Source organism: Streptomyces sp. NPDC058307 (genome assembly GCF_042880295.1).
In the GTDB taxonomy this organism is placed as follows: Bacteria; Actinomycetota; Actinomycetes; order Streptomycetales; family Streptomycetaceae; genus Streptomyces.
In genome coordinates this window covers 1-22647 of sequence record NZ_JBHVYZ010000097.1, presented here as the reverse complement: position 1 = coordinate 22647, position 22647 = coordinate 1, and the positions used below count along the sequence as shown (strand labels likewise).

The 22647-nt window shown below is 70.8% G+C and carries 19 protein-coding genes; 11 read left to right on the top strand and 8 right to left on the bottom strand.

Features of this window, described 5'->3' with window-relative positions:
* The 3 genes from ACFVYN_RS38815 to ACFVYN_RS38805 all read left to right on the top strand — a co-directional run.
* Positions 1-1353, top strand: a 1353-nt coding sequence (locus ACFVYN_RS38815; protein ID WP_390007062.1) for an SWIM zinc finger family protein, incomplete at its 5' end; no start/stop codon positions are given.
* 571 nt (positions 1354-1924) lie between these two features.
* On the top strand, positions 1925-2281 hold the full coding sequence (locus tag ACFVYN_RS38810) for an STAS domain-containing protein (protein WP_390007060.1): 357 nt from the start codon (positions 1925-1927) through the stop codon (positions 2279-2281).
* Entirely contained in the window at positions 2278-3213 is a 936-nt protein-coding gene (locus ACFVYN_RS38805; protein ID WP_390007059.1) for an anti-sigma factor RsbA family regulatory protein, read from the top strand. Before ACFVYN_RS38810 ends, ACFVYN_RS38805 begins: the two co-directional genes overlap by 4 nt.
* A 176-nt stretch (positions 3214-3389) precedes the next feature.
* On the opposite strand, the gene ACFVYN_RS38800 is transcribed toward ACFVYN_RS38805, so the two are convergent.
* Positions 3390-4250: an RNA polymerase sigma factor SigF gene (locus ACFVYN_RS38800; protein WP_390007058.1), complete on the bottom strand. Its 861-nt coding sequence runs from the start codon at positions 4248-4250 to the stop codon at positions 3390-3392.
* Between the two features lie 208 nt (positions 4251-4458).
* Between ACFVYN_RS38800 and ACFVYN_RS38795 the strand changes: the two genes are divergently transcribed.
* Positions 4459-4950 (top strand): hemerythrin domain-containing protein, encoded by a 492-nt coding sequence (locus ACFVYN_RS38795; RefSeq protein ID WP_390007057.1) that lies wholly within the window; start codon positions 4459-4461, stop codon positions 4948-4950.
* Between the two features lie 120 nt (positions 4951-5070).
* Here ACFVYN_RS38795 and ACFVYN_RS38790 read toward each other — a convergent pair whose 3' ends face one another.
* Positions 5071-5241: a hydrophobic protein gene (locus ACFVYN_RS38790; protein WP_390007056.1), complete on the bottom strand. Its 171-nt coding sequence runs from the start codon at positions 5239-5241 to the stop codon at positions 5071-5073.
* A gap of 237 nt (positions 5242-5478) precedes the next feature.
* On the opposite strand from ACFVYN_RS38790, the gene ACFVYN_RS38785 reads away from it, so the two are divergent.
* Positions 5479-5967: a GNAT family N-acetyltransferase gene (locus tag ACFVYN_RS38785; RefSeq protein WP_390007054.1), complete on the top strand. Its 489-nt coding sequence runs from the start codon at positions 5479-5481 to the stop codon at positions 5965-5967.
* 637 nt (positions 5968-6604) lie between these two features.
* Here ACFVYN_RS38785 and ACFVYN_RS38780 read toward each other — a convergent pair.
* From ACFVYN_RS38780 to ACFVYN_RS38760, 5 genes are all read right to left on the bottom strand, one after another.
* Positions 6605-7210: a hypothetical protein gene (locus tag ACFVYN_RS38780; protein ID WP_390007052.1), complete on the bottom strand. Its 606-nt coding sequence runs from the start codon at positions 7208-7210 to the stop codon at positions 6605-6607.
* Between the two features lie 563 nt (positions 7211-7773).
* Positions 7774-8853: an MBL fold metallo-hydrolase gene (locus tag ACFVYN_RS38775; protein ID WP_390007051.1), complete on the bottom strand. Its 1080-nt coding sequence runs from the start codon at positions 8851-8853 to the stop codon at positions 7774-7776.
* 96 nt (positions 8854-8949) lie between these two features.
* A complete protein-coding gene (locus ACFVYN_RS38770; protein ID WP_390007050.1) occupies positions 8950-10290 on the bottom strand; it encodes an MFS transporter in 1341 nt (446 codons plus the stop codon).
* A gap of 72 nt (positions 10291-10362) precedes the next feature.
* Positions 10363-11142 carry a class II aldolase/adducin family protein gene (locus ACFVYN_RS38765; RefSeq protein WP_390007049.1) on the bottom strand — a complete coding sequence of 260 codons (780 nt, stop codon included), beginning with the start codon at positions 11140-11142 and terminating at the stop codon, positions 10363-10365.
* A 139-nt stretch (positions 11143-11281) separates the two neighbouring features.
* Positions 11282-12907, bottom strand: coding sequence for a PucR family transcriptional regulator (locus ACFVYN_RS38760; protein ID WP_390007048.1), 1626 nt, complete (start codon positions 12905-12907; stop codon positions 11282-11284).
* 153 nt (positions 12908-13060) lie between these two features.
* On the opposite strand from ACFVYN_RS38760, the gene ACFVYN_RS38755 reads away from it, so the two are divergent.
* Genes ACFVYN_RS38755 through hpaD form a run of 5 tightly spaced genes read left to right on the top strand, consistent with a single transcriptional unit; the run spans position 13061 to position 18956 of the window.
* Positions 13061-14116 carry a ketopantoate reductase family protein gene (locus ACFVYN_RS38755; protein ID WP_390007047.1) on the top strand — a complete coding sequence of 352 codons (1056 nt, stop codon included), beginning with the start codon at positions 13061-13063 and terminating at the stop codon, positions 14114-14116.
* Between the two features lie 10 nt (positions 14117-14126).
* The gene (locus ACFVYN_RS38750) at positions 14127-15557 is read left to right on the top strand and encodes a fumarylacetoacetate hydrolase family protein (protein WP_390007046.1); all 1431 of its coding nucleotides are present in this window, start codon (positions 14127-14129) and stop codon (positions 15555-15557) included.
* Positions 15554-16480, top strand: a complete 927-nt coding sequence (gene dapA / locus ACFVYN_RS38745; RefSeq protein ID WP_390007044.1) for a 4-hydroxy-tetrahydrodipicolinate synthase — start codon at positions 15554-15556, stop codon at positions 16478-16480. Before ACFVYN_RS38750 ends, dapA begins: the two co-directional genes overlap by 4 nt.
* Positions 16481-16482: 2 nt before the next feature.
* A complete protein-coding gene (hpaE, locus tag ACFVYN_RS38740) occupies positions 16483-17964 on the top strand; it encodes a 5-carboxymethyl-2-hydroxymuconate semialdehyde dehydrogenase (protein WP_390007042.1) in 1482 nt (493 codons plus the stop codon).
* Positions 17961-18956 (top strand): 3,4-dihydroxyphenylacetate 2,3-dioxygenase, encoded by a 996-nt coding sequence (hpaD, locus tag ACFVYN_RS38735; protein WP_390007041.1) that lies wholly within the window; start codon positions 17961-17963, stop codon positions 18954-18956. The genes hpaE and hpaD overlap by 4 nt, the downstream gene beginning before the upstream one ends.
* 75 nt (positions 18957-19031) lie before the next feature.
* Here hpaD and ACFVYN_RS38730 read toward each other — a convergent pair whose 3' ends face one another.
* Positions 19032-20321, bottom strand: a complete 1290-nt coding sequence (locus tag ACFVYN_RS38730; protein ID WP_390007039.1) for a cellulase-like family protein — start codon at positions 20319-20321, stop codon at positions 19032-19034.
* 160 nt (positions 20322-20481) lie between these two features.
* Between ACFVYN_RS38730 and ACFVYN_RS38725 the strand changes: the two genes are divergently transcribed.
* The gene (locus ACFVYN_RS38725; RefSeq protein WP_390007038.1) at positions 20482-22530 is read left to right on the top strand and encodes a glycoside hydrolase family 2 protein; all 2049 of its coding nucleotides are present in this window, start codon (positions 20482-20484) and stop codon (positions 22528-22530) included.
* Positions 22531-22647: the final 117 nt, after the last annotated feature.

The following is a 22647-nucleotide window of genomic DNA, read 5'->3' as shown; positions in this document are numbered from 1 at the left end:
CTCCCCGGGATCCACGCTCCTGACGGCGGTGACGGCCAAGCTCCCACCGTGACGGCCCCCGCCCCGTCATCCCCCCGCCACCCCCACTCCATGGCCGCCCCCAACCGGGACAACGAACTGCGTCGCACCTTCCCGGCCTTCCCTCCGCACGCCTCCGAGGACGCCCGGTTCGCCGCCACCTGGTGGGGCAATGCCTGGGTCACCGCGCTGGAGGAGGGCGCGCTGGACGCCAAGCGGCTCGCGCGGGGCCGTGGTTATGCCGAGCAGGGGAACGTGGACGCGATCACCGTGACGCCCGGTCTCGTGCTCGCCTACGTGCAGGGCAGCCGCGCCCGGCCGTACCGCGTGCAGGTGCGGTTGCGGACACTCGAAGACGCCGACTGGGACCGCTTCCTGGACCTCGCCGCCGACCGGACCGGACACATCGCCGCGCTCCTCGACAAGGAGATGCCCGAGGCGCTGGCCGAGTGCGGAGTGCCGTTGCTTCCCGGCCCCGGCGATCTCGAACCGCAGTGCAGCTGCCCCGACCGCGGTCACCCCTGCAAACACGCCGCCGCCCTCTGCTACCAGACGGCACGCCTCCTCGACGCCGACCCCTTCGTCCTGCTCCTGTTGCGCGGCCGGGGCGAACGCGAACTGCTCGACGCCCTGTCCCGCCTCAGCGCCGCCCGCGCGGCCCGTGCCGCCCAGCAACAGGAGCCGGCGCCGCTGCCCGGCGTGCGGGCCGGTGAGGCGCTCGCGCCCCGCCGACTCCCACCGCTCCCGGCCCCGCTGCCCGTCCCTCCGCATCCCGAGCAGCCCCCGGTCTATCCCGCGGCCCCGGGAGGCCCCGACCCCTTCGCCCTGGACCAGTTGGCCACCGACGCCGCCGCCCGTGCCCACGCCCTGCTCGGCACCGGCCGCGACCCGGTCGGCGAACTCACCCTCTGGCAGGACGCGGTCCGTCTCGCCGCGGCCCGCCCCGGCTCCGGCCTCACCGCGGGCACCCGCGCCCTCTACGCCTCCCTCGCCGCGGCCACCGACCGCACCCCGGCCGACCTGGCCCGCGCGGTCGCCGCCTGGCGGCAGGGCGGGCTCGAAGGGCTCGCCGTCCTCGAAGAGCCCTGGGACCCACCGGCAGGCCGCTTCGACCGCGCCCGCCCCCTGCTCCTCGCCGCCGACCTCCCCGCCTTCCGCCCCTGGCGCAACCACCTCACCCACCCCCGCGGCCACATCCAGCTCCGCCTCGGCCGCGACGGCCTGTGGTACGCCTACGAGTCCGAACCGGGCCGGGACGACTGGTGGCCCCGCGGCACCCCTGATCTGGACCCGGTCGGCGCCCTCACGGGCCTGGGCACACCGACCGGCCTCTGACCACCACACCGACGGTCTCAGTGCGCCCGCAGGCGCACGCCATTGCCTGCTGTGAGGCTGCCACTGGCTGTGCCCTGCGCCAGTCGGCGACGGTGCAGGGCTGCCCCTGATCCAGACCGGCGAACTGCTCGTCTCGGAACGGATCACCGATGCCATCCGCCACGGCGCCGGTTCACCGGCGATCCGACTCACCTGGAACGGTCGGCTGCTGCGCATCGCGGTCAGCGATCACGGCGACCGTCGGCCGCGCGTACGCGCCACCACGAACACCGAGCCCGGCGGCTTCGGCATGCAGCTCCCCGAACGACTCTCCCCCCGCGCTACCCCGGCAGGACGGTCTGGGCCGAGCTCAGCCTTGCCCGGGCGCGCGTCGTCCGCGGTGCATCAGCGATGTCGAGGGGCGACGGCTCGAACGGCACGGGCTGCCCGACCGGGCTCGGTGACGGCCGTCCCTCAACGATGCGGCCCCCGCCGGATCCGGTGCGGTCCGGGATACACTGCCCCGCTGGGGAGTTCTCTTCTGTGTGCCGGGACGGCCCGCAGGCGTGGGTTGACGTAAAGGAGTCCGAGCGTGGATGCCCCACATGTGGTGGGTGGAACCGGCGCGGCGGGGCCCGGGAAGGTCACGCTGGAGGTGAGCTTGTTGCCCGGTGGTCGTTCTGGGATACGTGCCCGTGGTGAGATCAGCGCCCTCACCCGTCCGTCCTGGGAGCGGGCCCTGACGGAGCTGGCCGTGCAGCATGAGCGCGTGTCATACGTGGAGCTGTCGGACGTGGTGTTCGTCGACGTGGCCGGGGTGAGCGCGCTGGCGATCACCGCCATGAACCTGCCGGGCGGACGGGTCGTGGTGGAGCATCCGCCGCCGCAGCTGCCCCGGGTACTGGAGATGTTCTGGCCGGGTCTGGATCGGATCGAGGTGGCTCTGTGACGAGCACGGTGACCACCCACGAGGCGTTCGTGCACCCTGCGCTGTTCTACCGCACCGAGCGGGAGTACACCCGGCAGACGGTGTCGTTCCTGCGCGAGGGGCTGGACAACGGCGAGCCGATGGCCGTGGCGGTGCCCGGACCCAACCTGGAACTGATCAAGAGCGGGCTGGGCTCGGATGCCGAGGGCATCCTGTTCCTGGACATGACCGAGGCAGGCCGCAATCCCGGGCGGATCATTCCCAAGGTGCTGCGTGGCTTCGCCGACGCACACCCCGAGGGCCGGGTGCGGATCATCGGGGAACCGATCTGGGCCGGGCGCAGCGCGGTGGAGTACCCGGCGTGCGCGCAGCACGAGGCTCTGATCAACGCCGCGTTCGAAGGCAGGGCGGTGACGATCCTGTGCCCCTACGACGAGGTGCGGCTGGATCCGCAGGTGATCGCCGATGCGCGGATCACCCACCCGACCCTCATCAGTGGGGAGGGCCGTGAGTGGGCCAGTGACGTCTACGACTGGCAGGCGGTGGTCTCCCGCTACAACCAGGAGCTGCCGACCGGGCCGGACGCCGTGGTCTTCTCCTACGGCAGCGAGGACCTTCCGGCGGTCCGCCGTTTCGCTCTCGATCAGGCCGCGCGGCTGGGCCTGTCCGGTGAGCGGCTGATGGATGCGGGGCTGGCGGTCGCGGAGCTGACGACCAACAGCGTGGTGCACGGCGGAGGCCGTGGGACGCTCGCGGTCTGGGCCGAGCGGGAACAGCTGGTGATCGAGGTCCGTGACGCGGGCCGGCTGACCGACCCGCTGGCCGGCCGCCGCCCGCCCGAGCGCGGGCAGGTGGGCGGCCGGGGCCTGATGCTGGTCCACTACGTGTCCGATCTGGTGCGCATGCACACCGGCGACGCCGGCACGACGGTGCGCTTCTACCTCAGCCTGTGACCGCACGCGCGGGCGGTCACTCTCCGGCCGGGCCGATGGGGGCTACTTCTGCGCCGCGGCTCCCATCGGGGCCCTGCCGTCGCACGGTCCTGCCGGGAGCGCGCTGGGTGGCGTGACCGCACCGGGGCGCAGTGACCGCCGCACGACAGCGAAGGCGTCGTGTGTGATGCGGCGGGTCAGTGGGTGGTGAGCATGCCCTCACGCAGCTGGGCCAGGGTCCGCGACAGGAGTCGGGAGACGTGCATCTGGGAGACGCCGAGTCGTTCGCCGATCTGGGCCTGGGTCAGTTCGTCCACGAACCTCCAGTGCAGGATCTTGCGCGAGCGCTCGTCGAGGTCGGCAATCATCGGAGCGAGGGCGTGGAAGTCCTCCACCAGTTCCAGTGCGCCGTCCTCGTTGCCGATGAAGTCGGCCAGGGCCGTCTCGCCGTCATCGCTGTTGTTGATGGCGGCGTCCAGGGAGGAGGAGCGGTAGCCGTTGGAGGCCAGACGTGCCTCGATGACCTCCTCCTCGTCCAGGTTCATCAGCTGGGCCAGTTCGGCCACGGTGGGTGTGCGGCCCAGGCGGCTGTTCAGTTCCTCGGTGGCGCGGGCCAGCTGGACGCGAGCCTCCTGCAGACGTCGCGGAACATGCACGGCCCACGTGGTGTCACGGAAGAAGCGCTTGATCTCCCCCACGATGTAGGGGATCGAGAAGGAGGTGAACTCCACCTCCCGGGAGATCTCGAACCGGTCGATGGCCTTGATCAGACCGATCACACCGACCTGGACGATGTCCTCCATCTCCTCCGCGTCCCGGCTGCGGAACCGGGACGCCGCGTAGCGGACCAGCGAGATGTTCATCTCGATCAGCGTGTTGCGCGCGTACTGGTACTCCGGCGTGCCCTCCTCCAGGAGGGCCAGCTGCTGGAAGAACAGGCGGGTCAGTTCACGCGCGTCCTTCGGAGCGACCTTCGACGGGTCGGCCACCTCCGGCAAGGCGGAGCAGTGCGCATCCGTCGCCGTCGCCGTCGCCGTCGCCGTCGTATCCGAAATCATGTGTCCCTCCCCTGTCGGGCCCTGCTGACCGGCCATTTCGGCTTGCCGCAGCCGCGTCTACCCCTTCTTCCCGCCTTCATGCCGACTCCTTCCCACCACCCCAGGCGGTTCTGCTCGCCGTTCGATCAGGTCGTCGTGATGAACGAGGCAGGACGGGGTAGGGGAGATTCCGGCAGATTTCCCCCGCACGAAGGTGATGCCTCAACCCATGGCAGAGACACGAGACGTCGTTGAACTCATTCTCCAGGACCACCGGAAGATGGAGGATCTCTTTCGTCTGATGCGCAGCGTCGAAGCCGACCGGGGCGCCGCTCTTCGGGAGTTCTCCGATCTGCTGATCGCACACGCGCTGGCGGAGGAGGCCAAGGTCTATCCCGCCCTCAAGCGCTACAAGAAGATCGACGACGACGAGGTGGAACACGGCGAGGAGGAGCACGAGGAGGGCAACAAGGCACTTCTGGAGCTGCTGGAGGTCGACGAGGTCGGCTCCGAGGAGTGGGACGAGAAGCTGGAAGAGCTCGTGCAGGCCGTCACCCACCACGCCGACGAGGAGGAGCGCACCATCCTCAACGGAGCACGCGAGAACGTGGCCATGGAGCGCCGCGAGGAACTGGGCGAGGCGTTTGCGGAAGAGCGCGAGCGTCAGCTCAAGGCAGGCTGCGGTGCCGTGGACAACGTGCGGCGCATCGTCGGCTCCTGACCGCGACGTACTCGCGGGTGACGAGACCGTTCTACCGGCAGGACGCCCTGATCCAGAACATGCCTGGGGCCCCGGAACACGTTCCGGGGCCCCAGGCATGTTCTGTCCGGGATCGGCGGGCTACCAGCGATACCAGCGTCCCTTATGGCCGCCTGCGCCAGCGGAGCGCATGACGAAGCCCAGCAGCCAGACGACCAGGACGATGACGGCGATCCACCACAGTGCCTTCAGCGCGAAGCCCGCGCCGAAGAGGATCAGTGCCAGAAGAAGAACGAGAAGCAGGGGAACCATAGTTATCAACCTCCGTCGCTCCTCGTGCCCGGCGAATACAGGAACACGCAACCGATTTCCCTGGTTTCTTCACCGTCCTCACGGGCACTGAACCCGGTTGCTCCATGGTGTGCAGTGGTCCTGAGTCGTCACGTCCCGGCCATCGGGGCGCCGAGGTGCCCGGGAGCGGTGCAGGAATCCTGCCCGAGCAGTCGACCCGCCGCAGGAAGGCATTCCCCGGTGCGAAATACTCTCCCGATGAGCCCACGCACTTCCCCGATCAGCCGGCCGATCACCATACGGAGGGCCGTTGCACGGGATGCCAAACGGCTCACACGGCTCGTGCGCGGCTCAGCGGCCTACGAGGGCAAGTACGCAGCCGCAGTGGCGGGCTACCGGGTCGGTCCTGACTACATCGACGCCCACCGCGCCTTCGTGGCCGTCGGCGCCGACGAGCATGAAGGCCGGGTCCTCGGGTTCTACTCGCTCGTCCTCGCGCCACCGGAGCTCGACCTGCTCTTCGTCGCCGACGAGGCGCAAGGACGGGGTATCGGACGGCTGCTCGTCGCGCACATGCAGTCCGAGGCCCGTGCCGCCGGGCTCGACCGTGTCAAGGTCGTGTCGCATCGCCCCGCCGAGGACTTCTACCACCGCGTCGGTGCAGTGCGGATCGGGACCGCGCTCGCGAACCCGCCCGCCGTGCCGTGGGACCGGCCCACATTCGAGTTTCGCATTCCTTCGGAATGACGCGCGCCCAGGCCTGCCGCGCGGTGCCGTAGAGGAGCCGGGCTGAAGTCAGCCCGGCCTCGAAGGCTGCCTGAAAGCCCCGCGACGGGGCTTGGTGAGAGGTGAGGAGCCCCCGTCGGCCCTGCTCCGGCGGGGTCTGCGTTCGGGGACGGGTTCGGTGCGTGGCGTGCGACGCGGTCTTGCCGTGCTCGTCGTGGGTGTGGATGCCCACGGTGGCTGTCAGTCGGTGATCGACTGGAGGCTGCCGTGTTGTCGGGGCTGTGACGCGTGATGGTCACGGAGGCTCCCGCCGGGCAGGTGTCGGCAGGAGCCCTCAGCGTTCCTCACCGGCGAGGTCCTCTCCTCGATGAGACCGGCATGAAATCGTTCGTCCGCCTTCGAGCAGGCCGCCCTCTCGCGGATGCCGCCGGCGACAACGCCGCGGTACGCAACTACTCGGCCTGCGCGCAGCCGACCCGGGCATCCGTGCGGTGCTACTGCTGGCCGCCCTCGACCGTGCAGGGCAGCCGCACATGACAGTCCGGCAGATGCGGGCGCGGCGCGCGGCCAGTCAGCGGGCGCGGCAGGGCTGAGCCGACGGGACTGGGCCGCCTGCAGCAGGGGCGATGCGGGCCCGGCGCCACCGCGCGGGACCCGGTCACCACTGGATCGTCCCTGGGACCGACGCCTGCGCCTCCCGTGCCGTGACGGTCTCGCGTGCCGACGCGCGGACGTCAGGGTGTGCGTGCCGGCGCAGGGTGCGGAGCCGGCCGCGCCATGGCTCCGTCCACCGAGAGCGGCTGCCGCCGGAGACGGTGAGCCTGAGGGCGAACAGGCCCTGGGCCAGGCCCGGTTCCGCACCCAGCGTGCGGGCGGTGTCCCACCACGCGTCCGGCGAGGGGCCGCTGATCGCGCTGAGCCGCGAGCCGAGCCCTTCGGCGATGTCCCGGGCGAGCAGCGGACGTCCTTCGCAGCCGGCAGCCAATCGGCGCAGGCCCGACGGCAGCGCGGTGGCGTCCTTGTTCGGTTCGAGGGCGTATAGCCGGAGTTCGGCGACGGAACGCGCGAAATCCTCGTGCCCGGCGGCGGCGGTGTCGGCGGCGCGCAGCAGCACGTCCGCCGTCGGCCGGCCCCCGCCCCGGTAGCGAATGGTGGAGCAGGAGGTGGTGCAGCAGGCTCGCGGCCCGCTTCCGGGCCGGCTGGTCGCGTTCGGGCTCGGCGTCGGGCTGGTCCGGGTCTCCTCGGGAACGCGGGATCGTTTCACCAAGATGTTCCTTGCTGTGGCGAGCAAGGCGGTTGAGGATGTGCCGTTTCCCGGTATCGATGTGCGAGTGGAGCGCGTCAGCGACTCCTCCGGTGGCCTGGTGGTGGAGGCGGTTCCTCCCGGACGGCCGGGCCGGCGCCCGGACTGTCGGAAGCAGGCCAGACGGGTGCACAGAGCGTGCCAACGCAGCCTGGAAGAAAGGCCGTTGGATTCCCGCCGGGTCGTCGTCCGGCTCCGGGTTCGCCGGTATTCTTGCGACCGGGAGAGGTGTTCCCGGAAGACGTTCGTCGAGCAGGTACCGGGCCTGTCCGAGCGGCACCGCCGCTCCAGCACCGGGCTCAGGGGCTGGCTTCGGTCAATCGCAGTCGAGTTGGGCGGCCGTCCGGCCGCACGGTCATGCCGGCGTCTTCGGGTGGCTGGGCCCGCTTCGCCCCCTCCAACCCTGCCTCCCACCTCAAGAGCGAAGACATCCTCAAGCAGGAGATGGCGCAGATCCTTCCCCCATCAGCGACTGACGGTCACCGCTGCTTCGGCAGTCGGTGACCGTCCTTTTGTCGCGGACCTCAGCAGCAGCCTGCCGTGTGGGCGCTCGTGGCCGCCATCGTCGTCGCAGTCGTGGTGGCGGCCTGCTGATCCTGGGCGATGCGGCCGCGCAGCATGGTCTCCACGATCTTCATGAAGCGCTGTGCTGTCGAGGCGCCTACGATGAACGGGTTTTCGCGGCCGTTCGACGCGCTGCGCAGCTCCTCCATGCGCTCGAGGCCGTAGTCGGCGAAGGCGTGGTTGCTCAGCTCGATGTCGACGCCGGCACGCTTGGTCCGGGAGGCGAAAGTGAGGGCGGAGGCGAGGTAGGTCTCCTTGCTCGCGGTGGCCGCGGGCGGGTTGGTCCCGCCCCACAGCATCGCGGTGTGGGTGCGGCCCCGCAGGCGGGCCGGGAAGATCGGCGAGACGGTGCCGGGGGTGTGGCCCGGTGTGTGGTTGAGGGTCACGGTGGTGCCGCCCAGCGTCAGCTTCTGGCCGTCGGTGATGTCCAGGTCGCGGGTGGGTGCGTTGGCCGGGGAGGTAGAGGCGAGGAGGTCCCAGTCGGCCGGGGCCATCATGACCCGGGCGCCGTACTGGTCGGCCAGGTACTGGGCGCCGCCGAAGTGGTCGCCGTGGCCGTGGGTGACCACGACGTACTTGATCGTCGACGGGTCGGCCCTCAGACTGCGCAGTCCGGAGACGATGTACTGCTCTGCCTCGTCCGGGTTGTCGAGGGCGTCGATGAGGATGATGCCGCGTGGGGTGAGGATCGCCGTGGCCGACACGAAGCCGACGCTGAGCACGGCGACGTTGTCGAAGATCCGCAGTGGCGCGGGGGCGGCGGGCCTCGGCGGGGTGTAGCCGGCGGTGAGCGCGCTGACGATGCTCTTGAGGACGGGGTTGTCGCCGGCCAGTTCGGCGGCGTGGTCGAAGTAGTCCTGTGCGGTCGGGTCCGCGGGCGCCGAGGTCTCGGCGAAGGCGCGCTCGGGAACCAGCGACGCCGCGCCGGCGGTGGCCGCTGCGGCGGCGCCGAGCTGCCAGAAGCGGCGGCGCGTCAGGGCTCCGTGTGGGCGGCCTTGGGGCGATGCCGGGCGGGTGGGCTCGGTTTGCGGCTCGTTCATGCGGGGCTCCATGAGGGGGAGGGATGGGGTGGGGGGTGTCGTCCGGTGTGACCGGCTGCCCGTCGCCGGTGTCGCTGCCTCGCCGGTCCGAGGCCCTCAGGCGGTCACGACTGCCTGCTCGTCCTTCTCGCCGGCCTCGGCTTCGCTGAGCGGCACGTCCTGGCGCTCCTTCAGGACGAAGGTGACGGCGAGTCCGATCACCGTCACCGCCGCGAGGTAGACGGCGACGGAGTAGACGGTGCCGGTGCCGGACTGCAGGGTCTCGGCGATCATGGGGGCGAAGGCGCCGCCGAGGACGGCTCCGATGGCGTACGACAGGGCCGCACCGCTGTACCGGACGGCGGTGGGGAACAGCTCCGAGAACAGGGCGGCCTGCGGTCCGTAGGTGAGCCCCAGGCCGACGCTGTAGAGGACGAGCGCCACCACGACGAGACCGGTGTTCGCCGTGTTGAGCAGGGCGAAGAACGGGAACATCCAGGTGAGTTGGATGACGAAGCCGATGCGGTAGACGCGTAGGCGGCCGAACCGGTCGGACAACCGGCCGCCCGCGAGGGTGCTGGCCAGCCAGCCGACCGCGGCGACCATGACGCTGATGAGGATCAGCGTCGGGTCCATGCCCAGGTGGTTCACGGAGTAGCTCTGGACGTAGCCGCCGGTGGTCATGTAGCCGACGGCGTTGTTCGCGGCGAAGAGCAGGGCACCGGCCACGACGAGCGGCCAGTGTTGCTTGAACAACACGGCGATCGGGGCACGCGACTGGTTCCCGGACTCCTTCAGCTCCCGGTAGACGGGGCTTTCCTCGACCTTGCGGCGGATGACGAACCCGGCGGCGACGAGGACGACGCTGAGCAGGAAGGGGATGCGCCAGCCCCAGGCGAGGAACTGGTCGTCCGTGGTGAGCGCGGTGACGGCCGCCAGGGCGCCGTTGGCCAGTAGCAGGCCGAGCGGTGCGCCGAGCTGGGGGTAGGAGCCGAACCTTCCACGCTGTCCCGGCGGTGCGTGCTCCACGGAGATCAGCGCGGCGCCGCCCCATTCGCCGCCTGCGGACAGGCCCTGAAGGATGCGCAGGAGGACGAGGATGACCGGGGCGCTCATGCCGATGGAGGCGGACGACGGCACGAGGCCTATCAGGGTGGTGGAGACGCCCATGAGCAGCAGGGTGGCGATGAGCATCGCGCGGCGGCCGAGCCGGTCTCCGAGGTGGCCGGCGAGTGCGGCTCCTACCGGTCGGAAGAAGAAGCTGATGCCGATGGTCGCGAAGGAGATGACCAGCGAGTCCTGGCCGAGCCCGTCGAAGAACTCGCTGCCGAACACCAGTCCGGTGCACAGGGCGTAGATGAAGAAGTCGTACCACTCGATGGTGGTGCCCGCCATGGCGGCGAGCGCGACCGTGCGGTGCTGACTCCGGTTGCCGGATGTCTGAGCGGATGGGGACATGGGGAGTCCGATCGTCGTCGGGTCGTCGTTGGCCCGGAGAGGGGACGGGGAGGGGACGGGGTCGCGGTGCTGTCAGGCGGCGTAGTCGGGGGCGATGCGGTCGATCCTGCGACGCAGTGCGTCGAACAGGGTCCTGCCCGCCTGCGTACGGTCGCCCATCTGGAAGGACTCCTTGGTCGAGCGCACCGCCGCCTCCCGGCTCACCGGGGTCAGCGGCTGCCCGGACTGCTGGGCGGCGAGCTGGATCTCACAGGCCCGTTGCAGAGTCCACAGGGCGGCGAAGGCGGCGGGGACGGTCGGTCCCACCGCCAGCAGGCCGTGGTTGCGCAGGATCATCAGGCCGCGGTCGCCGAGGTCGGCCACCAGCCGTGGCTTCTCCTCGGGGTCGACGGTGATGCCCTCGAAGTCGTGATAGGCGACCATGCCGTGCAGTTGGGCGGCGTAGAAGTTGTCCGGGTCCAGCCCACCGCGCAGACAGGCGACTCCGGTGCCGGCAGTGGTGTGGGTGTGCATGATGCAGTGCGCGTCGGGCCGGCCGGCGTGGATCACCGAGTGGATCAGCAGCCCCGCCTCGTTGATGGGCCACTCCGAGTCCGACAGGACGTTGCCGTCGAGGTCGATCTTCACGAGGTTCGAGGCGGTCACCTCGTCGTACATCAGGCCGAAGGGGTTGATCAGGAGGTGTCCCTCCTCGCCGGGCACCCGGACAGTGATGTGGTTGAAGACCATCTCCACCCAACCGAGGTGGTGGAAGACGCGGTAGCAGGCGGCGAGTTCGAGCCGCGCCTGCCACTCCGCATCACTCATGTACGCCGGTTTCGCCGTGCTCGTCGGGGTGTCCAGAACGGTCACTGCCGTGCTCCTTGATTGCTGCGTGGGCATCGCCGGTATCGGGCGACGGCCTCGGTGTGCAGGAGCATGGGTGCACGACCGCTCGCGAGCCAATGTCGGGTTCGACAGTGAATCCGGTGGAGCGGTGGCGGATAGGACATCAGCCCCTCGTCGGTCGCTCCGACAGGCCGGTCAGGGCCGTCAGTTCCAGCGTCAGCAGGAGGCGCCGTGTCGGATCGGCGAGCGCTACGTCGAAGAGTTCCTCGGCCCGGCGCAACCGCAGCCGCAACGTGTTCTGGTGAATGTGCAACTCGCCGCTGGCCGCGGCGACATCGCCGAAATGCCGCAGATAGGTGAGCAGCGTGACGCAGTAGTCGGTGCCGTGTTCGGCGTCGTGTGCCCGCAGGCGTTCGGCGACGCCGGTGCGCAGTTCGGCGTCCTCGCGTACGGTGCCGACGAGCCGCCGTAGCACCAGCTCCGGGCGCAGGTCCTCGGCGTGGTAGGCGCCAGGTCCGGCCCGTCGCTCCCGGAGGTGGTCGAGCGCGGCGTCGATGTCATGGCGCGCCGCGAGCAGGGCGGAAGTCGCCCCGACCGTGGGGGAGTCGACGGCGGTGAACGACCGGTGCAAGCTGTGCCGAGCCCGGTCCAGAAGGTGGTCCAGCAGGACACCGGTGGACACGGTGCCGGAACCGGCGGCCGGCAGCAGAACGTACACGCGGTCCCCGAGCAGTGCTGCCGCCGGTTCGTACCCGAGGGAGCGCCCGTCGAGGACGGCCAGGTCCAGTGCCCGGAGCAGAGCTGCGCGGCGGCGGGCCGCGGTGCCGGCTTCCCACGCCCCCTCGTCGGCGCGCTCTTGTACCGCCTCGGCCAGCCCGACCAGCACGGCGGGAAGGCGGACACCACCGGGCGGGTCGCCCTGCCCCGACCGGCCCTCCAGCGTGTGACGCAGGGCGCGGTCGCGGCTCTCCTGCTCGGCGTCGACCTGGCGGCGCAGCGCCAGCATGTGCAGCGCCGCGACCCGGGCCGCCTCCTGCAAGGTGGGCCCGCAGTCGGCGGCCGCAGCCTCGTCGGGGAACGCGACCCAGAGGGAACCGAGTACGTCCTCGCCCGCCCTGATGACCACGGCTGTGCGCGGCAGATCGCCGGGCCGGTGCTGGCGTACGACCGTGTCGCTCATCCACACCTCCCGGTTCAGGTGATCGGCGAGCGCGTCCTCGGGCACCCGCCTGCCCAGGATCCCGCGCCGCCGGGTCTCGTCGATGGGCTGGTCGGGCAGGTTCGAGTAGGCGACCACCACCTGCTGGGTATCCATGATCGCGACTGCGCCGCCGACGATTCCGGCGACCGCGTTGGCCAGGGAGAACAGGTCGCCGCCCGTGGTCCCGCCGCCGCCCGGTTCCGCGACCGCCCGGCGCGCGGCCAGGATCGTCGTGACCAGGCGCTGCACCCGCGTCCACGGCACCCGCGGATCGACGGCCAGGACGGGGACTCCGGCCGTGGCGACCTGCGCCGACACCTCCGGTGGCGGGGGAGTGGGGCACTTGACGGCGAGTGCGCAGGACCGGTCCGCCGCCGTCCCAAACGCGGCACCCAACGCCTCGCGGTCGGCGATGTCCAGGCCGACCCCGAGCAACAGGTGTCCGGGCGCGATGGTCGCAAGCGCCTCCGGGTGGTCCAGCAACTCGGCGCCGGTGACGCGCCACTCAGCCGCGGCGCCGTCGGACAGCAGGCTGATGACACCGCCTCGCAGGGCCTCGACGAGCTGCTCGAGGGGCATCGCGGTCATGCCGGCCTCCGTTTCAAAGGGATGTCGGAATCTACATCACACAACGTCCGCGAGTGGAGGCACCGACATTGTTGCGGGCCGTGAGGCGGCGCATGCTCGCTGCGAACGGTCACACCAGCCCACGACCACACCCGAAAAGGAGGTGCGACGGCGTTGTCGCATCCACCCGCATCTCCGCCGCGCGGCCGGCCACCGCGGATCACCGTCGTGGGCCCGGGCGCCGTCGGCGCCACCCTCGCCGGGGCGTTCGCCGCCTCGGGCGCCGAGGTCTGTCTGCTCGGACGGCCGGGCCCGCACCTCGACGCGATCGCCGCGCACGGACTCCTGCTGCGCGGCGGGGAGACGGACGACGGCCCGTCAACGGGAGCCGAGGTCCGTCACCACTTCCCCACCGCACACGACGCCGCGCGGCTCCCCGTTCCGGACCTGGCCGTCGTCTGCGTCAAGAGCCAGTACCTGCTTCCGGCCGCCCGCAGTATCCGCACCTGGGTCGAGCACGGCTCGGACGTGCTGGTCGTGGCCAACGGAGTGCCCTGGTGGCTGCTGTCCACCGCCGAGCACACCGGACAGGACCCCGTGCTGAGATCGGTCGACCCCGACGGGCAACTGCTACGGCTCCTGCCCGCCGAGCGGGTCATGCACGGGGTGGCGCACTTCAGCAGCGCGGTTGACGGACCGGGCCGGGTCACACAGGTCAGCGGTACCCGTCTGATCATCGGCGATCCGCTGGGCGGCGTCTCCCAGCGTGTCACACAGTGCGCCGAAGCCCTGTCCACGGGCCCCGTCCGCCCCGAACCCAGCCCCGACATCCGCCGGGACATCTGGGAGAAGCTCCTGGGCAACGTCAACCTCAACCCCGTCAGCGCGCTCACCGGCGCCACTGTCCTGGACATCCTCGACGACCCGGACGTACGCCAGGTCTGCGCCGCCATGTTCGACGAGACCGCGGCCGTCGGCAGGGCACTGGGCATCGAGAGCGCCATGACGGCCGACGACCGGCTCGACATCGCCCGCAAGCTCGGCGCGTTCCGCACCTCGATGCTGCAGGACGCGGACCGCGGCCGGCCCCTCGAACTCGACGCCCTCGTCGGTGCCGTACGCGAACTCGCGCGCCGCACCGGTGTCCCGTCCCCCTCCCTCGACGCGGTGCACGGACTGCTCGCCCTGCGCGAGCGGGTCCGGCGGCACGGCGAGCAGTCCGGCAGCTGAAGGAGCCCCGGTGCCACACCCCCTGGGGAACCCCCCAACGAAGATCATCGCTGCCCACCTCAACTTCCGCAGCCGCGCCGAGGAGCGCGGCCGGACCCCGGCCCACCCCTCCTATTTCCTCAAGCCGCCGTCGTCGCTGGCCGGCACCCAGGAGCCGATCATCAGGCCGCGAGGCTGCCGGCTGATGGGCTTCGAAGGCGAGATCGCCCTCGTCATCGGCTCGCGGGCCCGACAGGCGCGGCCGGAAGACGGCTGGCGCCATGTGCGCTGGGTGACCGCAGCCAACGACGCGGGCGTGTACGACCTGCGCCACGCCGACCGCGGCTCCAACCTGCGCTCCAAAGGCGCCGACGGCTTCACCCCGATCGGGCCACGGCTGCTGGACGCCACCGAACTCGACCCCGGCGGAATGCGGTTGAGGACATGGGTGAACGGCGAGGTGGTCCAGGACGACACGACCGACACCCTGCTGTTCCCCTTCGGTGAGCTGATCGCGGACCTGTCCCGACTGGTCACCCTGGAACCCGGCGATGTGATCCTCACCGGCACACCGGCCGGCGCGTCGGTGGCCGAACCGGGCGACGTGGTCGAAGTCGAGGTCGGCGACGGCCGGTTGAGCACGGGAGTGCTGCGCAACCCGATCGCCGACGCCGATCACGACCTGGAGCCGTGGGGCGCGCAGCCCAGGACCGACCGGGCCGAGGAGGAATCCGCCTACGGGGCCGGGTACGTGCCCGAGCCGCTGCTGGCCGAGGACGTTGCGGACGGACTTCGCTCGGTGGCCGTGGCGACGCTGAGCGCGCAGATGCGCTCGCGCGGTCTGCCGCACATGTCGATCGAGGGCGTGCGGCCGGTCAGTGGCACGGCGATGGTGGGCGTGGCCCACACCCTGCGCTATCTGCCGCTGCGCGAGGACCTGTTCAAGCGGTACGGAACCGGCATGAACGCCCAGAAGCGGGCGATCGAGGAGCTGCGCCCCGGCAACGTCCTGGTCATGGACGCCCGACGCGACGCGACCGCCGGCACCCTCGGCGACATCCTCGCGCTGAGAGCCGCCCGGCGGGGCGCGGCCGGTGTCGTCACCGACGGCGCCGTACGCGACGCCGCCGCCATCGCCGACCTGGGCCTGCCCGTCTACGCGGCAGGCAGCCACCCCTCCGTCCTCGGCCGCCGGCACGTCCCCTGGGACACCGGGGTGCCGATCGCCTGCGGCGGGGCTCTGGTGCAGCCCGGTGACCTGATCGTCGGCGACGCCGACGGCGTGGTCGTCGTACCGCCCGACCTCGCCGGGGAACTGATCGCCGACTGCCGCGAACAGGAACGGCAGGAGCGCTTCATCACCGAGCAGGTCGCCGCGGGCGAAAGCGTCGACGGCCTGTATCCGCTGGGTCCGGCCTGGCGGGACGCCTACGAGAACTGGTGCAAGGGAGAAACACAGTGAAGTTCCGCAGCGACCCGTCGGCCATCCGCGGGTCCATCGCCCCCGTCGTCACACCGTTCACCGAGGACGGCGCCCTCGACCACGACAGCCTGCGCGGCCTGATCCGCTTCCAGCTGGAGTCGGGCTCGCACGGCATCTCGCTCGGCGGCTCCACCGGCGAGCCGAGCGCGCAGAGCGTCACCGAGCGGATCGCCGCGATGCGCACGGCGGTCGAGGAGATCGGCGACCGGGTGCCCTTCCTGCCCGGCACCGGCTCCCACAAGCTCGACGAGACCCTGGAACTCACCGCCGCCGCCCAGGAGTTGGGCGCCGACGCGGCCCTGGTCATCACGCCGTACTACGCGCGGCCCACCCAGGAGGCCCTCTACCAGTGGTACGCGAGGGTGGCCCGGGAGTTCCCGGACCTGCCGATCGTCGCCTACAACGTGCCCTCACGCACCGCCGTCGACATCGCCCCGGACACGGTCAAGCGGCTGTTCACCGACTTCGACAACTTCGTCGGCGTGAAGGAGACCACGAAGGACTTCGAGCACTTCTCCCGCGTGCTGCACGCCTGCGGACGCTCGCTCCTGGTGTGGTCGGGCATCGAGCTGCTCTGCCTGCCGCTGATGGCACTCGGCGGTGCGGGCTTCGTGTCGGCCGTCGCCAACCTCGCCCCCGGCGCGGTGGCACGGATGTACGAACTGTGGGAGGCCGACGAGTTCGACGCGGCCCGCGACCTGCACTACCGCCTGCACCCGCTGGTCGACCTGCTGTTCGTCGAGACCAACCCGGCCCCCGCCAAGTGGGTCCTCGCCCAGCAGGGCCGCATCGCCTCCGCCCACGTCCGCCCGCCGCTGACGACACCCACCGAGGCGGGCCTGGCGAAGATCCGCGCGCTGCTGGCCGAGGGCGGCGACCTCACTGCACAGATCGGAGCATGACCATGAGCATCGAGAACCTGCCTCCCGTCATCCAGCACTGGATCGGCGGCGAGTGGGTCGACAGCACCGACGGGCGGACGTTCCCCGTGGCCGATCCGGTGACCAACACGCCCTACGCCAAGGCCGCGGCCGGCGGTCCGGCCGACGTCGAACGGGCGGTGGCCGCCGCCCGGTCCGCCTTCCCCGCCTGGTCGTCCCTCGGCAACCGGGAGCGTGCCCACGTTCTGGTCAGGATCGCGGACGCCGTCGAGGCCCGTCACGACCGGCTCGCCGCCTTCGAGTCGTACGACTCCGGCCTCCCGATCACGCAGGCCCGCGGCCAGGCGCGGCGGGCCGCCGAGAACTTCCGCTACTTCGCGGATGTCATCGTGGCCCTCGGTGAGGAGGCGTTCCGGCAGGGCGACGACCAGTTCAGTTACGTGGTGCGCACACCGGTGGGAGTCGCCGGGCTGATCACTCCCTGGAACACCCCCTTCATGCTGGAGAGTTGGAAGCTCGCGCCCGCTCTGGCGTCCGGCTGCACGCTGATCCTCAAGCCGGCCGAGTGGACCCCCCTCTCCGCGTCGCTGTGGCCGGAGATCTTCGAAGAGGCAGGTGTGCCCGCCGGGGTGGTGAACATCGTCCACGGCATCGGCGAGGAGGCGGGCCAGGCACTGGTCGACCACCCGGACGTGCCGCTGATCTCCTTCACCGGCTCCTCCGACACGGGCCGGCACATCATCCGGTCCACCGCCGAGCACCTGAAGACGGTGTCGATGGAGCTGGGCGGCAAGTCCCCGGCCGTCGTCTTCGCCGACGCCGACCTCGAAGCCGCCCTGGACTCGGTGGTCTTCGGGGTGTTCTCCCTCAACGGGGAGCGTTGCACGGCCGGTTCACGCGTCCTCGTGGAGCGCCCGGTGTACGAGGAGTTCACCCGCCGTCTGGCGGAGCGGGCGGACGCCGTCCGCGTCGGGCCGCCCTCCGAACCGGCCACCGAGGTGGGCGCGCTGGTGCACCCCGAGCACTACGAACGCGTCCTTAACTATGTCGAGATCGGCAAGAAGGAGGCCCGCCTCGTCGCCGGCGGCACCCGGCCCGCACACCTCGCCGACGGCAACTACCTCCAGCCGACCGTCTTCGCCGACGTCCCCCGTGACGCCCGGATCTTCCAGGAGGAGATCTTCGGCCCCGTGGTCGCCGTCGCTCCCTTCGACGACGAGTCCGAGGCCGTCGAACTCGCCAACGCCACCCGGTTCGGCCTCGCCGCCTACATCTGGACGTCGAACCTCAAGCGCGGCCACCGCATCGCCCACGCCGTCGAGTCCGGCATGATCTGGATCAACTCCCACAACGTCCGCGACCTGCGCACGCCCTTCGGCGGCGTCAAGGCCTCCGGCGTGGGCCGGGAGGGCGGCGCCCACTCCATCGGCTTCTACACCGAGTCGAAGATCGTCCACGTCGCCCTCGGCGACGTTCACACCCCCCGCTTCGGAGCCGCCTCGTGACCGCGCCGGATGTGATCCGCTCCGCCTACGCTCAGCTGGCCGTCACCGACCTCGCCGCCTCCCGCTGGTTCTGGGTCGACATGCTCGGTTTCCACGTCCAGTACGAGGACGCCGGCACCCTGTGCCTGCGCGGCACCGACGAGTTGACCCACCACTCCCTCGTCCTGCGCAGGGGCGAGCTCGCTGCCCTCGACCACATCGCCTACCGGGTCCGCACCCCCGAGGACGTCGACAAGGCGGAGAAGTTCTTCCGCCGACTCGGCCGACCGGTGCGGCGCGTGCGGAAGGGCGAGGGCACGCCCGGTGTCGGTGACGCCGTCCGCGTCATCGACCCGCTCGGCTTCCCCGTCGAGTTCTTCCACGACATCGACCGCGCCGAGCGCCTCATCCAGCGCTACGACCTGCGCCACGGCGCCGAAGTGGCCCGCCTGGACCACTTCAACATCTGCACCCCGGATATCCCCGCCGCCTACGCCCACTACAAATCACTGGGCTTCGGCTGCTCGGAGACGATCGAGGGCGACGAGCACGAGCTGTACGCGGCGTGGATGTACCGCAAACAGACCGTCCACGACGTCGCTTTCACGGGCGGCGCCGGGCCCCGACTGCACCACCTCGGCGTCGCCACCCACGAATCGCACCAAGTCCTGCGCGCCGCCGACCTGTTCGGCTCCCTGCGCAAGGAGCACCACATCGAACGCGGCCCGGGACGGCACGGCGTCTCCAACGCCTTCTACCTCTACCTGCGCGACCCCGACGGCCACCGGGTGGAGATCTACACCTCCGACTACTACACCGGCGACCCCGACCACGAGACCTACCGCTGGAACGTCCACGACGACCGCCGCCGCGACTTCTGGGGCAACGCCGTTATCGAGGCCTGGTACAAGGAAGCCACCCCGGTCCTCGACCTCGAAGGGAGCCCGCAGCCCGTCACCGACGCCGTGCTGGACGAGTCCGCCGTGCAGGTCGGCGCGGACGGCCTCGGCTGACCCACCGACGCGCTGACGTGCGGGTCGGTCAAGCAGCGACGCGAGGGGAGACCGCGGGCCGCCTTCGAGTCCCGTTCAGGCAGCGGTGATACGGGCGTTGACCTTCCGCATCCAGTCCCGGTCGGTGTGCCACATGGGGTGGTGCGGGGCCGCGTTCGAGGTCAGGACGACGCCCTGGAACCCAGCCGTGAGGCAGCGGTCCACGACGAACTCGGCGATGTCCTTGCCGACGGCGTCCTCCTCGAAGCGCGTCAGGAGCGGGGTGTAGCCCACGACGCCTTCGCCGAGGACGGCGGGGATGCCGCGGCTGCGGGCGAACTCGGTGACGGAGTCGACCCATTGGGCCAGGGTCTCCCGCATGGCCTGCCGGTGCGCCGGATAGTTCTCGTAGAGCCACAGGTCCCAGCGGTCCGGGTCGACCCAGTCGTGTGCGTAGAACAGTTCGCGTGGGATGCCCGTGGCGGCCAGCCGCCAGGGTTCGTCCGGCTGGTAGTCGTCGAAGGCGGGCGCGTCGGGGCGCAGCATGGCGGCCAGTTCGGGGGTCGGCCAGGTCGCCGTCTCGGGCGCCGCCTCGGTGCCGTGGCCGAGTCCGACCGCCTCGTAGAGCGCGCCGAGCACGCCGTAGACGTAGAAGTGGAAGTGCGCGATCTGCGCCTGCTCCGGCAGGTCGTCGAGTTCGCCGGGCCAGGGCTCGCCCAGTGAGTAGGTCGCGGGGACGGCGGGGTGGCGTGTCTGCAGCAGTTTCACGGCGCGTTCGAGGGGTCCGCGCAGCCGGGCGTAGTGGCCGGGGGTGCCGTCCGCCGGTACCAGGTCGCAGTTGTCGACCTCGTTGTGCACCTCGACGTAGGCGACGGGGTCGGCCAGTCCGCGCTCGTCGAGGAAGTCCAGCAGGTCTGCGAGGGCTCCGGCCACCGCCTCGGCGCGGTCCGGGCCCGGAACTTCGGCCAGGGCGCGGTGCCAGGCGTCGGTGTCGGCGAAGCTCGGGGACTGCTGGTACTCCCACGAGGACAGGATGACCTTGCAGTCGTGCCGGGCCGCGGCCTCGAAGAGTTCGACGAGCCGTCGGCGGCCGTCCAGCGGGTAGCCGCCGCGCACGTCGTACCAGCGGGTGCGCTGCCCGAACTGCTCGCCCAGGCCGTGGACCTGGATGGAGTCCGGGTCGGGGACGCGTCCGGAGAACAGCAGGAAGGGCATGGCGCAGATGCGCACGGTGTTGAATCCGCGGTCCACCGTCTCGGCGAAGGCGCGGTCGAGGTCGGCGAACGGCTCGCCGGGGCCTGCCTGTGTGTACCAGCTGAAGTCCCACAGGGTGATGGCGAGTCGGCCCGTGGCTGCGGGCGCGGTGGATTGCTGCTGTGCGGTCATGAGGTCACCCGTCGTTCGTGTGCGGTAGGACGCCGTCGGCGGCTCGACGGCACCCACGCTAGCTCAATTCATTATTTATGAATAATCCTTGACGAGGGTGAGGGGGTTGTCCAGGCTGTGGGGCGGACGAATACGTACGTGCACCTAGGAGCCGCCTGTCATGACCGAATCTCTCCGCCCGTCCCGGCGCACTGTCGTCACGGCGATCGGCGCGGCCGCCGTAGTCGCGCTCCCTGCCTGGCCGGAGACGGCGCGCGCGGCAGACGGCACGTCCGGCGCCGCCGCGAACGGCCCCGTTCTCGACTCCCACTCGGACACCGAGCCCTCCGGCACACATGTGCGCGCGGTCGGCGGCACCAACGTCGTCTTTCAGTACGGCGCGGTGCTTCCCTCCTTCGACGGCTGGCGCACCCACGAGCCGACCCGCGACTACCTGTCCCTCGACAAGCGATGGCGCTTCCGCTTCGACCCCGCCGACCAGGGACTCGGCGAAACCTGGCAGTCCCCGCACCACGACGACAGGGCCTGGGACCTCATCGACGTCCCGGCGGCCTGGGACCTGCTGAACACCCCCGGGTTCGGTTCGCAGACCGCTCCCTTCGGCAAGGGCACGGCCTTCGCCGACGGCTACGCCTGGTACCGCACCACCGTCGACGTGCCCGCGTCCTGGCGTGCCCGCCACGTCCGCCTCGCCTTCCTGGCGGCCGGCTACAGCGCCGAGATCTGGCTCGACGGCACGTATCTCGGCAAGCACGAAGGCGCCAACTCGCCCTTCGCGCTTCCCGCGACGACGGCACTGCGCCCAGGCACCTGTCAGACCATCGCCGTGCGGGTCTTCCGTCGGGCGAGCTACACCGACTACACGTCCGCGACCCCGCAGCCCGTCACCGACGACCACGAGCTCCCGTACAAGCCCGTCGACTACTGGCCCTACGCCGGCCTGACCCGGTCGGCCTGGATCGAGGCGGTCCCGCAGGTCACCATCGCCAAACTGCTCGTGTCCGCCGCGCACGGGCGACTCGAGGCACACGCGGTCGTCGAGAACCACGGTGCCTCCGACTTCGACGGCCGGCTCACCCTGGATCCCGGCCGGGACAGCGGCGCCCGGCCCACCGTCGTCGGGGCCCGGATCGCGGCCCGATCGGCGGGTGTCGTGCGTGTCGCGCTCCGCATACCCGGCCCCCCGCGATGGAGCCCGGCCTCGCCGCACACGCTCACCGCCCGCGCCACCCTGACCGCCGGGCGGCACTCGGGCCCGCGGGTGGACACCCTGTCCACCGTCTACGGCGTGCGTGAACTGGCCGTCCTGAACGCGCAGTTGAGGCTGAACGACCGGCCTCTGTTCCTCAAGGGCCTCAACTGGCACGAGGAGACGGCCGCGCACGGCAGGGCGATGACACCGGCCGAGTACGACCGGGAACTGGGCCACATCACGAAACTGGGCGCCAACTTCGTCCGCAACTGCGTCTACAACCGTCACCCGTACGTCTACGACTGGGCGGACGAGCACGGCGTGCTGGTGATGGACGACATCGACACCATGTGGCTCAACACCGCCCAGGAGAAGCTGCAGACCGAGCGCTACGGCCTCGCCCGCGCCCTGGCCCTGACCATGGCGTGGAACCAGCACAACCACCCCTCGGTGATCCTCTGGGGACTGCAGAACGAGTCGGAGATCGACGCCGGCGGCGCCCCGGTCTACCGTGCCTGGCTCGCCGACCTGAAGGCGGCCGTGAAGTCGGTCGACCTCACGGCCCGCCCGGTGACCTGGGCCTCCAACACCAGCAACGACCCCGCCTTCGACCTGGCCGACGTGATCGGGTTCAACGAGTACTTCGGCTACTTCTACGGCAAGGACGCCGACCTCGGCCCCACGCTCGACGCGGTGCACGCGAAGTACCCCGACAAGCCGATCCTGATCACCGAGAACGGCACCTGGTCCGTGGCCGGCACCCACGGACCCGACACCACGCAGGGTACTGAGGAGTGGCAGGCGGCGAGCTTCAGCGCGCACTGGGAGCAGGTGACCGCTCGCAGCGCGTTCGTCGCCGGGTTCACCTACTGGGTCCTCAAGGACTACAAGGAGCGGGCCGGGTACAACCAGGACTACAACGGGATCTCCGTGATGGGCCTGCTGACGTTCGCGGAGGAGCGGCCCAAGCTGGTCTACGACGTGTTCCGGAAGACGGCGGTGCCGCGCGGCGAGTGAGCGTCGAACGGCGGAAGGGGGGAGGGGCGGTCCGCCCCTCCCCCCGTCCGCCGTCGAACTCTCGGCCACGGACACAGCCGGGTACAGGGCTGTCTCTTATACACAACTGTAGCTGCC